The organism is Luteimonas sp. A537, assembly GCF_054052065.1.
Genome location: NZ_JBSVRH010000003.1, coordinates 634965 through 647337, shown reverse-complemented (window position 1 = coordinate 647337; position 12373 = coordinate 634965). Strand labels below are relative to the sequence as shown.

14 protein-coding genes are annotated in these 12373 nt (G+C 68.7%); 5 read left to right on the top strand and 9 right to left on the bottom strand.

Annotated elements, in window-relative coordinates:
• Position 1 precedes the first annotated feature (1 nt).
• Positions 2-1369, top strand: coding sequence for an alpha,alpha-trehalose-phosphate synthase (UDP-forming) (gene otsA, locus ACW7GZ_RS10600; protein ID WP_457009111.1), 1368 nt, complete (start codon positions 2-4; stop codon positions 1367-1369).
• A 14-nt stretch (positions 1370-1383) separates the two neighbouring features.
• Here the strand turns inward: otsA and ACW7GZ_RS10595 are convergent, their stop codons facing one another.
• The 7 genes from ACW7GZ_RS10595 to rluD all read right to left on the bottom strand — a co-directional run bounded on the left by ACW7GZ_RS10595 (position 1384) and on the right by rluD (position 6467).
• Positions 1384-1743, bottom strand: a complete 360-nt coding sequence (locus ACW7GZ_RS10595; protein WP_457005178.1) for a hypothetical protein — start codon at positions 1741-1743, stop codon at positions 1384-1386.
• Between the two features lie 35 nt (positions 1744-1778).
• Positions 1779-2192: a roadblock/LC7 domain-containing protein gene (locus ACW7GZ_RS10590; RefSeq protein WP_457005180.1), complete on the bottom strand. Its 414-nt coding sequence runs from the start codon at positions 2190-2192 to the stop codon at positions 1779-1781.
• On the bottom strand, positions 2185-2730 hold the full coding sequence (locus tag ACW7GZ_RS10585; protein ID WP_457005182.1) for a GTP-binding protein: 546 nt from the start codon (positions 2728-2730) through the stop codon (positions 2185-2187). Before ACW7GZ_RS10585 ends, ACW7GZ_RS10590 begins: the two co-directional genes overlap by 8 nt.
• Positions 2727-3716 (bottom strand): hypothetical protein, encoded by a 990-nt coding sequence (locus ACW7GZ_RS10580; RefSeq protein ID WP_457009109.1) that lies wholly within the window; start codon positions 3714-3716, stop codon positions 2727-2729. The genes ACW7GZ_RS10585 and ACW7GZ_RS10580 overlap by 4 nt, the downstream gene beginning before the upstream one ends.
• 252 nt (positions 3717-3968) lie before the next feature.
• Positions 3969-4496: a lactoylglutathione lyase gene (gene gloA / locus ACW7GZ_RS10575; protein ID WP_457005185.1), complete on the bottom strand. Its 528-nt coding sequence runs from the start codon at positions 4494-4496 to the stop codon at positions 3969-3971.
• Between the two features lie 130 nt (positions 4497-4626).
• Positions 4627-5454 carry a peptidoglycan editing factor PgeF gene (gene pgeF, locus ACW7GZ_RS10570; RefSeq protein ID WP_457005187.1) on the bottom strand — a complete coding sequence of 276 codons (828 nt, stop codon included), beginning with the start codon at positions 5452-5454 and terminating at the stop codon, positions 4627-4629.
• Positions 5451-6467: a 23S rRNA pseudouridine(1911/1915/1917) synthase RluD gene (gene rluD / locus ACW7GZ_RS10565; RefSeq protein WP_457005189.1), complete on the bottom strand. Its 1017-nt coding sequence runs from the start codon at positions 6465-6467 to the stop codon at positions 5451-5453. The genes pgeF and rluD overlap by 4 nt, the downstream gene beginning before the upstream one ends.
• Positions 6468-6559: 92 nt before the next feature.
• On the opposite strand from rluD, the gene ACW7GZ_RS10560 reads away from it, so the two are divergent.
• Entirely contained in the window at positions 6560-7414 is an 855-nt protein-coding gene (locus ACW7GZ_RS10560; protein ID WP_457009107.1) for an outer membrane protein assembly factor BamD, read from the top strand.
• Between the two features lie 141 nt (positions 7415-7555).
• Here ACW7GZ_RS10560 and ACW7GZ_RS10555 read toward each other — a convergent pair whose 3' ends face one another.
• Together ACW7GZ_RS10555 and ACW7GZ_RS10550 are read right to left on the bottom strand one after the other, a co-directional pair.
• Complete coding sequence (locus tag ACW7GZ_RS10555) at positions 7556-9193, bottom strand: NAD+ synthase (protein WP_457009105.1); 1638 nt, start codon at positions 9191-9193, stop codon at positions 7556-7558.
• Positions 9190-9966 carry a hypothetical protein gene (locus ACW7GZ_RS10550; protein ID WP_457009103.1) on the bottom strand — a complete coding sequence of 259 codons (777 nt, stop codon included), beginning with the start codon at positions 9964-9966 and terminating at the stop codon, positions 9190-9192. The genes ACW7GZ_RS10555 and ACW7GZ_RS10550 overlap by 4 nt, the downstream gene beginning before the upstream one ends.
• Before the next feature lie 49 nt (positions 9967-10015).
• On the opposite strand from ACW7GZ_RS10550, the gene ACW7GZ_RS10545 reads away from it, so the two are divergent.
• The 3 genes from ACW7GZ_RS10545 to ACW7GZ_RS10535 are packed head-to-tail and all read left to right on the top strand — an operon-like array spanning position 10016 to position 12341.
• Positions 10016-10303, top strand: a complete 288-nt coding sequence (locus ACW7GZ_RS10545) for a hypothetical protein (RefSeq protein WP_457005197.1) — start codon at positions 10016-10018, stop codon at positions 10301-10303.
• Positions 10300-11571, top strand: a complete 1272-nt coding sequence (locus ACW7GZ_RS10540) for an N-acetylmuramoyl-L-alanine amidase (RefSeq protein ID WP_457009101.1) — start codon at positions 10300-10302, stop codon at positions 11569-11571. Before ACW7GZ_RS10545 ends, ACW7GZ_RS10540 begins: the two co-directional genes overlap by 4 nt.
• A complete protein-coding gene (locus ACW7GZ_RS10535; RefSeq protein WP_457009099.1) occupies positions 11568-12341 on the top strand; it encodes a hypothetical protein in 774 nt (257 codons plus the stop codon). Before ACW7GZ_RS10540 ends, ACW7GZ_RS10535 begins: the two co-directional genes overlap by 4 nt.
• The last annotated feature ends 32 nt before the right edge of the window (positions 12342-12373 follow it).

Below are 12373 nucleotides of genomic sequence, written 5' to 3'. Positions count from 1 at the left end.
CATGGCGCGCCTGGTGGTGGTGTCCAACCGCGTCTCCCTCCCCGGCGAAGCCCGGGCCGGCGGCCTTGCGGTCGCGCTGCGGGCCGCGCTCGCCGAGCACGGCGGCCTGTGGTTCGGCTGGAGCGGGCGCACCGTCACCGGGGCCTCGGGCGGCATGCACGAAGAGCGCCAGGGCGACACGCGCTACCTGGTGATGGACCTGTCCAAGCGCGATTTCGACGACTACTACAACGGCTTCGCCAACCGCACGCTGTGGCCGCTGCTGCACTTCCGCATGGACCTTGTGGACTACACCCGCGAGACCTATGCCGGCTACCGCCGGGTCAACGAACTGTTCGCCGACCGCCTGGCGCCGGAGCTGCGCGAGGACGACCTGATCTGGATCCATGACTACCACCTGATCCCGCTGGCGCAGCGCCTGCGCGAGCGCGGCGTGGGCAACCGCATCGGCTTCTTCCTGCACGTGCCGATGCCGTCCTCGGACCTGCTGGCGGCGCTGCCCGAACACCGCGAAGTGTTCGCGGCGCTGTCGTCGTACGACCTGGTCGGGTTCCAGACCGAGCGCGACCTGGAACGCTTCCAGGACTACGTGCGCCTGTACGGCGGCGGCGGCGTGGTCGGCACCGGCGTGCTGGCCACGCCCGACGGCCGCCAGTTCCACGGCGGTGCGTTCCCGATCGGCATCGACGTGCCCACCATTGCCGGCCAGGCCGCGCGCGCGATGAAACGCCTGCCGGTGCGGCGCCTGCGCGACAGCCTCAGCGGGCGCCGTCTGGCGATCGGCGTCGATCGTCTCGATTATTCCAAGGGCCTGCCCGAGCGCTTCCGCGCCTTCGAACGCCACCTCGAACGCCACCCGGACCAGAACGGCCAGCTCACTTTCCTGCAGATCGCCCCGCCCTCGCGCAGCGACGTGCCGGAATACCGGCTGCTGCGCCGCGAGCTGGAAACGCTGGCCGGCCACATCAATAGCGGCCACGCCACGCCCGACTGGACGCCGGTGCGCTACGTCAACCGCAACTTCGCGCACGAGGTGCTGACCGGCTTCTACCGCACCGCCCATGTCGGCGTGGTCACGCCGATGCGCGACGGCATGAACCTGGTGGCGAAGGAGTACGTGGCCGCGCAGGACCCGGCCGATCCCGGGGTCCTGCTGCTGTCACGCTTCGCCGGCGCAGCGCGCGAACTCGACACCGCGCTGCTGGTGAACCCCTACGACATCGACGGCGTCGCCGATGCGCTGGCCCAGGCCCTCGCCATGCCGCTGCCCGAACGCCAGCAGCGCTGGCGCGCGATGATGGACACGATCGAGGGCTACGACATCCATGCCTGGCGGCGGGATTTCCTCGGCAAACTCGCCGCCCGCTGAGTGTCCCGCAACCGCTACAGCTCCAGCGCACCCTCCACGTCCAGCACCTTCCGGCGCGCCAGGGCGAGGTTGGACTTGCTGCGATCAAGCACGACGTAGAAGAACAGGCCGGGCTTGGAGGCCACCGGGCGCAGGATGTGATACGCCTTGCCGAGCGAGATCAGGATGTCTTCGATGCTGTCGTTGAGCTGCAGCGAGTTCGCGGTCTTGAGCTTGGCGCGGATCACTTCGGTGTTGCCGGCCGCCGCCACTTCCATGTCGATGCCGCCGCCGGCTTCGCCGAGCAGCATGCCGCTGTTGTAGTCGACCAGGGACACGGCCTGGGCGCCGTCGAGGGTCATCAGTTCGTCAAGGGATTGTTTCAGGTTGGCCATTGCGATTTCCTTGGTTGTGGTCGGGTGGTTGTGGATCAGCTTGTTGCGGAAAGGATCTTCTGGCTGCACTCGCGCGCACTCCAGAGCACGTTGCCGATGACGCTGCGCTGGCTGCAGGCCGCCATCAACAGCAGCGGGCGCGCGGGAACCGGGATCGAAAGCATCAGGACCTTGCCCTGGTCGGCTTCGATCATCAGCACTTCCATGCTGCCCAGCTCCAGTTCGCGGGTCACCGCCTTGGCGAGCGCAAGCATCGAACTGGTCATCGCGGCCAGGCGTTCGCCGTTGTCGCCCTTCCCGCTGGCCTCGGCAAGCGCAAAGCCGTCGACGCTGGCGACCACGGCATTGCGCAGCCCGGGGACGGCGCTGGCGAAGGCATCGAGTTCGGCGCGGATCCGTGCGTTCTGCGGGTCGGACGGCCGGGGAGTGCGCAAGAATGCGTCAGCCATGCGTGGCCACCAGGTCCGCGGTGTCGATCTGGATCATCAATATGTCCATCAGCATCAGGATGTCGCCGGCGACGCGCGCGTCCACCGGCACGAGGGGTACGGCCTGGCCACGCGTGCCGACATGCACGGCCAGGCGCTGCGCCACCGTGGCGTCGGCCAGGTCCAGCTTGGTCAGCCCGATCGCCACCGGCACCTCGGGCGCGTGCTCGCCCAGCACGTCGAGGTAGCGGTCCAGCTCGGCGGCGGGCTCCGCGCCGCTGGCATCCAGCAGGACGACGGCGCCGGCCGCGCCTTCCAGCAGGATCGGCCAGATGAAGGAGAAGCGTGCCTGCCCCGGGGTGCCGAACAGGCGGATGCGGTCGCCGTTGGGCAGCGCGACATCGGCATAGTCCATCGCCACCGTGGTGGCGAGCTTTTCCGACGCGGCATCGGTGTTGTCGACATCGGTATCGACGACACGATCGTTCGCGACCGTGCGCACCAGGGTCGACTTGCCGGCGCCCATCGACCCCAGGATGACGATCTTGTGCTCGATCATGTCCCCACCTGCATGCTCTTGCGGACCGAGCGCCACATCCGCGCCAGCGCCGACCCGCCGCTCTTGCGCGGGCGCGCGCGGGTAGCGGCGGCGGCCACCGCGAGCGGCGAGACGGCGTGCCCGTGCCGACCCGTATCCGCATGGCCGCTGAGGTACGCGGCGTTGAAGAAGCCATCGACCGTGGCCGCATCGAGCTCCAGCAGCTCGCAGGCTTCGACCGTGGTGCTGGGTCGCTTGAGCAGCAGGCAGCACAGGCGGAAATGATCTGGGCGGCGCGCGAGTGCGCGGAAGTCCGGCCATTGCCGCAGCGACAGCACCGTGCGGCGATCCATCGGATCGAAAAGCGGAACGGGCGCGTCGACCTGCAGCGCGATGTTCCACAGCAGCGGCACCAACGGCAGCGGCGGCGTGGCCGACATGCTGCTGTCGAAGTCGCGTATCGACAGCGGCCCCAGTCGCAGCTGGTGGAAATCCGCGGCCAGTGCGGCCGCGACATCATCATCTATGCCGGCAACCGGAACAGCCAGACTGCGATCGAAATCGAGCAGCAGCTGCGGCCGACCGTTGCGCACCAGCGTGGCCAGGCCCTGCCCGGCGACCACGCGATCACGCAGCACGCGGGCGATCGGCAGCATGTCGCCTTCGCGTTCGTGCTCGCCTTCGGGTTCATTCCCGCCACCGACGAGCACCACGCGGATGTCATCGTCGGTCAGCTCCACCGGCGGCGAGCTGCGGCCGTCATGCAGCCTGCCATCGTCGTCGAGCGTCCAGAACGCCAGCTCGGGCCGGGTCTGCGCCATGCGCAACCCGACTCGCGCCATCGCGCTGCTGCCCGGCACGACCAGCAGGTCGCAGGTGGACAGGTCGTCGCTGATGGCGAGCACGGGCGCGCGGGCGGCCTTGGTCGACGCACCCGGCGCAGGCGCCGGGATCATCGTCTGCAGACGCTTCAGCAACGCGTGTTCGGTGGGCATGTCCGTGCCCATGATCAGAACCCTGACCGCCCCGGAGTAACCGGAGGGCGTGGCGTGCATCAACAATTTGATCCCCTGTTCCCTTCAGCTGCATGGCCGCGAGGGTTCCGGGCAGCCGCCCTGCATCCCGCAGGTGGATCCATGTTAGGCGCGCGGTCACTGACATGAAGTGACCCATGCCCCAATTCAGGAGTGGTGGCGCGCGCCGGTCTGTTCCATGCACACATGCAATCGCATGCAACGCGACCGATATCCGGGAACAGGTCAGCCCAGCGGCGTCGGCTGGATGATCTCGACCCAATAGCCGTCCGGATCCTTGATGAAGGCGATTTCCTTCATCCGTCCGTCGGTCAGGCGCTTCTGGAAGGGCACGTCCAGGGCTTCGAAGCGCTCGCATGCCGCGCGCACGTCCGGCACGCTCAGGCAGATATGCCCGAAGCCGCGCGGCTCGCTGTTGCCGTCGTGGTACACCGCGCCGTCCTGCGATTCGGTGCCGTGGTTGTGGGTCAGCTCAAGCACGCCCTGCAGGCCGGCGACCCAGGCCTTGCGCTCGCTTTCGTCGCCGGGAATGTCAGCCGGGTCGACGATGGCGAGGAAATAGAGCGAGAACTCCGCCTCCGGAAAGTCGTTGTGCCGCACCAGGCTGAAGCCCAGCACGCGGGTATAGAAATCCAGCGAAGCCCGCGGATCCTTGATCCGCAGCATGGTGTGGTTGAACACGAAGCCGGTGGTCGCCGCGTCGCGCGCGGCAACGCCGGGCACGTTGGCCAGGCTGGCGATGGGATTGGTCATGGTCGGCATCCTTGTGGGGGGGACGCGCCATTATCGCCGCAGCCGACCACAGTCGCTGAACCGGTCGCAGCCATGGCTGCTCCTACAAAAGCAACGCGAACATGCCTTTGTGGGACAGCGCCGGGAACTCTCAGCCCAGCCAGGCCAGCGTCGCGATGCGCCCGCTGCGGCCGTCGCGCCGGTGGGAGAAGAAGCGCCGATCGGAGATCGTGCACAGGCCTCCACCGTGGATGTCGGCGCTGGACAGGCCAGCGGCAAGCAACCGGCGGCGCGCCAGGGCGTACAGATCGACATGCCAGTGCCCGGGACGCGTGGAAGCGAACGCGGCCGCCGCGCCGGGGTCATCGGCCACGAACGCTTCGCGCACCTCGGCGCCTACTTCATACGCGGCCGGCCCCGCGGCGGGACCCAGCCAGGCCACGAGTTCACCGGGCGCGGCACGCATCGCCGCCACCGTGTGCTCCAGCACTCCCGCGGCCAGTCCGCGCCAGCCCGCGTGCGCGACCGCCACCTCGCTGCCATCGCGCGCGGCGAACACCACCGGCAGGCAGTCGGCGGTGAGGATGGCCAGCACCGCGCCCGGAACGTCGGTGACCGCGGCATCGGCCTCCGGCTCAGCCGCCATGCGCCCGCGCTCGGTGGTCGCGTTGCCGTAAGGCAGCACATCGTCGACCCGCAGCACGCCGGTGCCGTGCACCTGGCGCAGCCAGCGCGGCGCCGAAGGCAGGTCCGCGCGATCCACCAGCTCGGCGCGGTTCGCCGCCACGATGACCGGGTCGTCGCCGCCCACGCCGTGCACATTGCCCAGGTTGAAGCGGTCGAAGGGCACCATCGATGCACCGGCGCCGTGGCGCAGCGTCACCAGTGCGTGCACGCCTTCCGGCGCCGGCCACCCGGCATCCAGCCAGGCCCGGCGCAACGATCCCGGGCCGCCCTGTGCCGCAGCGCCAGCGTTCACCGGCGCACACCCGCCCCGGTGACCGCGTGGGCGGCGGCATCCGCGCGCAGTTCACGGATGAGCGCCTGCATGTCTTCGGGCACCGGTGCTTCGCAGCGCACCGACTCGCCGCTGGTCGGATGCACGAACTCCAGCACCTGCGCGTGCAGGGCCTGGCGGCGGAACCCGCGCAGCGCGGCGATCAGTTCATCCGAGGCCGCACGCGGCAGCTTCACCGGCCCGCCGTAAAGCTGGTCGCCCACGATCGGCGACTTGAGGTGGGTCATGTGCACGCGGATCTGGTGCGTGCGCCCCGTTTCCAGCCGGCACTCCAGCGCGGTGTGGGCGCGGAAGCGCTCCTGCAGGCGGTAATGGGTGGTGGCCTCGCGGCCTTCCTCGCGCACCGCCATGCGCAGGCGGTCGCGCGGGTGGCGGTCGATGGCCGCATTCACCGTGCCCCCGGAGACCAGCGCGCCCACCACCACTGCCAGGTATTGCCGGTGCACGTCGCGCGCGGAAAGCTGGGCCACCAGCGCGGCGTGCGCCTGCAGGGTGCGGGCCACCACCATCACGCCGGAGGTGTCCTTGTCCAGGCGATGCACGATGCCCGCCCGCGGCACCGCGGCGAACGCCGGGTCGCGGAACAGCAGCGCATTGACCAGGGTGCCGCTGTGGTTGCCGGCGCCGGGGTGCACCACCAGGCCGGCGGGCTTGTCGATCACCAGGACTTCGGAATCCTCGTACAGCACCGACAGCGGGATGTCCTCGGGCTCGGCGCTGACCTGGATCTCCAGGGTGGCGGTGAGCAGTATCTCCTGGCCACCGCGGACCGCCTCGCGCGGGCGCACGGTGGCGCCGTCGAGCAGCACATCGCCCGATTTCACCCAGGCCGCCAGGCGCGACCGCGAGAACTCGGGGAACAGCTCCGCCAGCACCGCGTCGAAGCGCCGCCCGGCCATGGCATCCGGCACGCGGGCGGCCCGGGGGGCGTCGGAAGCGGCTTCCGGGATCTCAGCGTCGTGGTCGTCGGTCATGGGGTGTCGGCTCGGGTTCAGTCGTGGCCGCTGGCGGGCCGGTGGTGGCTGCTATTATCCCCCGTTCAAGCCCTCGCCGCCCCGGACGTCCCATGACCCGACGCACCACCCTTATCCGCAGCGCCCTGCTGCTCCTGCTGCTGGCCATGTTCACCGTGTCGGGCTGCGCGCGGATGAAGGGCATGTTCAAGGACAAGGACGTCGACGAGGGCGCAGCCGTCGAAACCCTGTACGACAAGGGCCATGGGCTGATGCGCCACGGCAACTGGAACGGCGCCACCACCACCTACCGCCGCCTGGTCGCGCAGTACCCGTACGGCACGTACACCGAGCAGGCGCTGATGGAAATCGCCTATGCGCAGTACAAGATGGGCCGCCACGACGACGCCGTGTCGTCGGTCGACCGCTTCATCCGCACCTATCCCACGCACCGCAACGTGGCCTATATGTACTACCTGCGCGGCCTGGTGAACTCCAGCCGCGACACCGTGTTCCTGCAGCGCGCCTGGAACCTCGACACCAGCCGCCGCGACCTGGCCACGCCCATGCAGGGCTACAACGACCTGCGCACCGTGGCCGAGCGCTATCCCAACAGTCGCTATGCCGCCGATGCCCGCAACCGCATGGCCGCGCTGCGCAACACCTTCGCCCGCCACGAGATCGAGACCGCGCTGTACTACATGCGCCGCGAGGCCTGGGTCGCCGCCATCGAGCGCGCCCGCTACCTGCTCGAGACCTACCCGCAGAGCGAATACCAGAACGACGCCGTGGCCGTACTCGCCGCCGCCTATGTCGAACTGGGCAACGACACCCTGGCCACGGACGCCCGCCGCGTGCTCGAGCTCAACGAGCCGGACCACCCGTACCTGAGCGGCGACTGGCCGGACTACCCGTGGACGATCCGCAAGCTCAACCCCTTCGCCACCGAAAAATCCGCCATCCAGTAACCCCGAGGCCGGGCTTCCGCGGCATGGTCCACTTTTTTGTGGGAGCGGCTATAGCCGCGAAAGCTGCCATGGGTTCCCGTGGCGGTGGCCGAACTGCGATCGCCGCTATAGCGGCTCCCACAAAGGCGTTCGGCAGCGGCGCTAGTGGGGGTACTTGTTGGTAATCGGATAGCGCCGCTCGCGACCGAAGGCCCGTCTCGAGATCTTCGGGCCCGGCGCCGCCTGCTGGCGCTTCCACTCGCCGCGGCGTACCAGGGCCACCACGCGGTCCACCACCGCCGCATCGAAGCCGGCCGCGCAGACCTCGTCGCGCGACTGTTCCTGGTCCACGAAGCGCAGCAGGATGGCGTCCAGCACGTCGTAGGGCGGCAGTGAATCCTGGTCCAGCTGGTTGTCGCGCAGCTCCGCCGACGGCGGCCTGGCGATCACCGCAGGCGGGATCACCGGCGCCCCGCCCACCGTGTTGCGCCACTTCGAAAGCCCGTAGACCTCCGTCTTGTACAGGTCCTTGATCGGCGCATAGGCGCCGGCCATGTCGCCGTAGATCGTGGCGTAGCCAACCGCGTACTCGCTCTTGTTGCCGGTGGTCAGCACCAGGCCGCCGAGCTTGTTCGACAGCGCCATCAGGATCACGCCACGCGCACGGGACTGCAGGTTCTCCTCGGTCACGTCCACTTCGCGGCCTTCGAAGGCATCCCCCAGGCTGGCCAGCAGGCCGTCGAACGCAGGCCCGATCGGCACCGTCATCATCTCCACGCCCAGCGCGCGGCACTGTTCCGCGGCCAGGTCGTTGCTGAGGTTGGCGGTATAGCGCGAAGGCATGCGCACCGCGGTCACGTTCTCCGCGCCCAGCGCCTCCACCGCCATCGCCAGCACGATCGACGAATCAAGACCGCCCGACAGCCCCAGCCACGCCCGCCTGAACCCGTTCTTGCCGAAATAGTCGCGAATCCCGCGCACCACCGCGCGCCAGGCCAGCGCGTCCATGCTCTCGTCGCCGTCATCCATCCACACGATAGGCGTGAACGCGCGCCGCTCCGCGTCGTAGTCCACCACCAGCCACTGGTCGGTGAACGCGGCCGCGGCCGGGTGCACCGTGCCGTCGCCATCGGCAACCACCGACGCGCCGTCGAACACCAACGCGTCCTGCCCGCCCACCACGTTGAGATACGCCAGCGCCGCGCCGGTATCGCGCGTGTGCGCGGCGATCATGGCGTCGCGCTGCGCGTGCTTGCCGCGCTCGAAGGGCGAGGCGTTGGGCACCAGCACCAGCTGCGCGCCCTGCGCCACCGTGTCGGCGATGGGCTCGACAAACCACAGGTCCTCGCACACCAGCAGGCCCACCGGCACGCCCTTGACCTCGAACACGCAGCTGCCGCCGTCGGGATCGACGTGGAAATAGCGGCGCTCGTCAAACACGTTGTAGTTGGGCAGCTCGCGCTTGCGGTAGGTGCGTTCGATCTTGCCATCGCGCAGCACGCTGGCCGAGTTGTAGAGGATGCTGCCGGCCGACTCCGGCCACCCGACGATGGCGACGATGCCGGTCGCCGCATCCGCGATGGCGCGCAGCGCCTGCTCGCACTCGGCCAGGAAGGCCGGCCGCATCAGCAGGTCTTCCGGCGGATAGCCGCTGACCGCAAGCTCCGGGAACACCACGATGTCGGCGCCGTACTCGTCGCGGGCCTCGCCGATCATCGCCGCGATGCGCTGCGCGTTGCCGGCAACGTCACCCACCGGGAAGTCGAACTGGGCGAGTGCGATGCGGAGCGAGTCGGTCATGTCGGATCCCGGGAATCGGCAGGTCTGGAGTGGCCACGATGGTCGCATGCCGCCTCCGGAAGCGCGCGATCGGCTGCAGGCCACGGGGCGTCCGTGCCAGCGCCCGGCTCGAGGAGCAGCAGCTGCTTCGACCCCTCGGACACCTGCCAGAACAGCCCGGCCCCCGTCCGCTTCTCGAGGATGCACGCATCGAACGAGGCCGTCACCCGATCATCGACGGCGCTCTGGCCGGCAAAGAATCCCGCCAGCAGATCCAGGTGATGGCGCTGGAACCCGGCAGCATCCGGATAGAAGAACGACGGCCGGAGGCTGCTGTTGAATGCTTCGTACGCGGACGCCCGCGGCGCATCTTTGTGCATCGCGAAGCGCGTGCTGATGGGCTCGATGACCTCGTACTCGATGCTGCGCGCGCGTACGGACACCCCGTACAGCTCGAAGCCTTCGCGGCCCGGCAGCGTGAAGAAGATGCTCCCCACGGACCGGTCGGACGGAACCCCGCTGCGGGTGCGCGCCTGTTTCGCCTCCCTCGCGACCCGCAGCAGGTCCACGGGCCGTCCCGTTTGCTCGTGCTGCACGAACAGGCGGCAGAAAAGCACCATCAGGAACACATCGCCCGAAGCGGCCACCACGCCGTACTTCCACGGATAGACCTTGCGGTAACTGTCGAGCACCAGCTCGGGTACGCCCCGGTTTGACTCCCCGGAAAGGACCGCGCAATGATCACCGGCCAGGATCAGGTGGTCCTGCACATCGGCGGCGATGATCAGCGACATTGCTGGCCAGGCTCCATGAATTCGCACCGGAGATAAAGGAGCTATCTACGTGCCTGGCAACTTCATCGTCAAGGCAAGCCAGTCGCCCTTCCTCGCCGGAGAGGCGAAGGCCGCCGGTCTTCCGACGCTGCCCGACTCCCGCGTGGAGCTGTTCGACGAAGGCTTCGTGCTCAAGGACAGGAGCACCGGCAAGCCGCTTCCCAACGTCCCCTACCGCATCCTGCTCAAGGATGGCAGCTACCTGCATGGCGTGACCGACGCAGCCGGGCGCACACAGGTGGTGGCGGCGGCGGAGCCCGAAGGCCTGGCCCTGGAAGTGGGGGAGCAGACACCATGACCGGCGCTGACTCCGGCCTGCTCTACAGGCGCGTTGCCGACTCCGTCATGTCCACCACGAACAACCTGGTCCGCAGGGACGTGCTGCTCGAGACCCCGGGCGAGGTGCTGCATGTCGAGGCCATCGAGCTTGCACCCGCCATCACCGACGAAGACGGCGACGAGGTCGACGGTTCGACCGAGCCGCAGGCGGCGCCCCACAAGCACCCGATGGTCAAGATCCAGCCTGCGACCAACCGGATCGCGCATCGCGAACTGAGGATCCGCGTGTGGAGCGAAGGCCGCCCCGATGGCCACCACGCGGGGAAAACCGTTACTTGGTCGATGGCCCCGCTGTTCGTGGCTCCCGTCGAAGAAGGCCAGCAGGAAGGGGATCCCGATTTCCGGGGCGACTGGGCCCGTGCCGCGGCCGGGCACCGCGACCGTTTCGAAGCGCCGGCGGACTTCACCGCGGAAGACTTCACGCGCAGCAGCCAGCAGCAGGCCACCACCGTCGTGGACGACACCGGCCACACCGCCATCCGCATCAACCTGGCGCCCATCGCCTTCAACGCGGCGCGCATCAGTGCCCAGCTGGAAGGTGAAGACAGCGCGGTGGAGCTGATCGACCTGGAAGTCCCCGGCATCATCGTGATCGACCCGGGGCACGGAGGCGACAGGAACGAGACCAGCTCCACCGCCAACAACGCGACATCGCACACCAGCCGCATCCTTGAAAAAGAGCTGACGCTGGATTTCGGACTGCGCACCAGGACCGCGCTGCGCACGCTGCGGGTCGATGACAACACCAACCTCCGGATCCACATGACGCGCGACGAGGACGTCAACCTGCCCGGCGCGAGCCGGGCGCACGTCGGGCGCGACAACGGCGCGGACATCCTGCTGAGCATTCACTTCAACGGCTTCAACGGCACCGCGCGCGGCACCGAAACCCTGGTCAGGCGAAGCAGCGACAACGTGAACCATGGCGAGGATGTCGCGCTGGCGGAGCGCGTCAACGAAGCCGTGTACCAGACCGTTCTTGCGCACGATCCCGGCGCCCTCGACCGCGGCGTCAAGGACCAGCAACTCGCCGTGCTGAGCGATACGTCGCTGGGCAATTCCGCCAACTACCATCCGCTGCGCGCGGCGCTTGTGGAAATCGAGTTCATCGACAACCTGGCAGTGGACGAACTGCTCAACACCCGCGATGACCACGAGCAGGTGCGGCAGGACATTGCCGATGCCATCGCCGGCGCACTGATCGAAGACCTGAGGCGGAATCCATGAAGCACGCGCGCCCGCTCCCAACCATGCGATCGGGCCTGGCGGTACTGTTCGCGGCCGGGCTGCTACTTGCGTCCGGATGTTCCGCGGGCGCCCCGGGCCCCGCAACCGTGCAGGCGGCGACCACTGCCACCGTCACGGAGCCGGGCCACGTTGGCCAGGACCGGATGGAATACCAGTTGGTCCCCGGTGCCCCCGCTGAAGACACCGCCTCCCGTCCGGACACCGCACCGATCAGGCTGCTTGGACGCGGAACAAGCTCGCGGATCGTGGACCGCGACGGCACCGTCGTCCGCGACGGACGCAGCGGTGCATCCATCTACGGACTGGAGCTGAACCCCAGCCAGAACATGGCGCTCATCTACTTCGGGGATGCGGAGTACGCGATCGCGTCCGTCGGCACGCCCGACGATGCCTCCGCGCTGCCGACGATACCCCCGGGCCTGGAAGACGCTACCGGATTCACCTGGCATTGGCTGGATGATGCCCACCTGCTGGGCGAAGCACACCTGCCTCCGGCCGACGTGGCAGGACGCACCGCGTCCGAAATCGATGCACTGCCGCCCGCTGCCGTCCTGCTGTACGTCTACAGCGTCGAAGACAGGCACCTGGCAAGCGTCGAGACCAGCGACGACCTGCCACGGCTGTTCCAGATCCATGCGACGTCAGGTTGGAACCTCACCCTGCTGACGCTGGGAGAAGACGCCGAGCGCAGCCTCGGAGCGACCATCGAGCGTACGCCGCGGCCTGCCCCGCCACTTCCACATCACTGATGCGTTCGCGCAATGAAAAAGGCCGCCCGAAG

Bases quoted from the DNA above. Each gene is read 5' to 3' on its own strand.
- otsA (WP_457009111.1), top strand. From the start codon at position 2: ATGGCGCGCCTGGTGGTGGTGTCCAACCGCGTCTCCCTCCCCGGCGAA.
- ACW7GZ_RS10595 (WP_457005178.1), bottom strand. From the start codon at position 1,743: ATGGCCAACCTGAAACAATCCCTTGACGAACTGATGACCCTCGACGGC.
- ACW7GZ_RS10590 (WP_457005180.1), bottom strand. From the start codon at position 2,192: ATGGCTGACGCATTCTTGCGCACTCCCCGGCCGTCCGACCCGCAGAAC.
- ACW7GZ_RS10585 (WP_457005182.1), bottom strand. From the start codon at position 2,730: ATGATCGAGCACAAGATCGTCATCCTGGGGTCGATGGGCGCCGGCAAG.
- ACW7GZ_RS10580 (WP_457009109.1), bottom strand. From the start codon at position 3,716: ATGGGCACGGACATGCCCACCGAACACGCGTTGCTGAAGCGTCTGCAG.
- gloA (WP_457005185.1), bottom strand. From the start codon at position 4,496: ATGACCAATCCCATCGCCAGCCTGGCCAACGTGCCCGGCGTTGCCGCG.
- rluD (WP_457005189.1), bottom strand. From the start codon at position 6,467: ATGACCGACGACCACGACGCTGAGATCCCGGAAGCCGCTTCCGACGCC.
- ACW7GZ_RS10560 (WP_457009107.1), top strand. From the start codon at position 6,560: ATGACCCGACGCACCACCCTTATCCGCAGCGCCCTGCTGCTCCTGCTG.
- ACW7GZ_RS10555 (WP_457009105.1), bottom strand. From the start codon at position 9,193: ATGACCGACTCGCTCCGCATCGCACTCGCCCAGTTCGACTTCCCGGTG.
- ACW7GZ_RS10550 (WP_457009103.1), bottom strand. From the start codon at position 9,966: ATGTCGCTGATCATCGCCGCCGATGTGCAGGACCACCTGATCCTGGCC.
- ACW7GZ_RS10540 (WP_457009101.1), top strand. From the start codon at position 10,300: ATGACCGGCGCTGACTCCGGCCTGCTCTACAGGCGCGTTGCCGACTCC.
- ACW7GZ_RS10535 (WP_457009099.1), top strand. From the start codon at position 11,568: ATGAAGCACGCGCGCCCGCTCCCAACCATGCGATCGGGCCTGGCGGTA.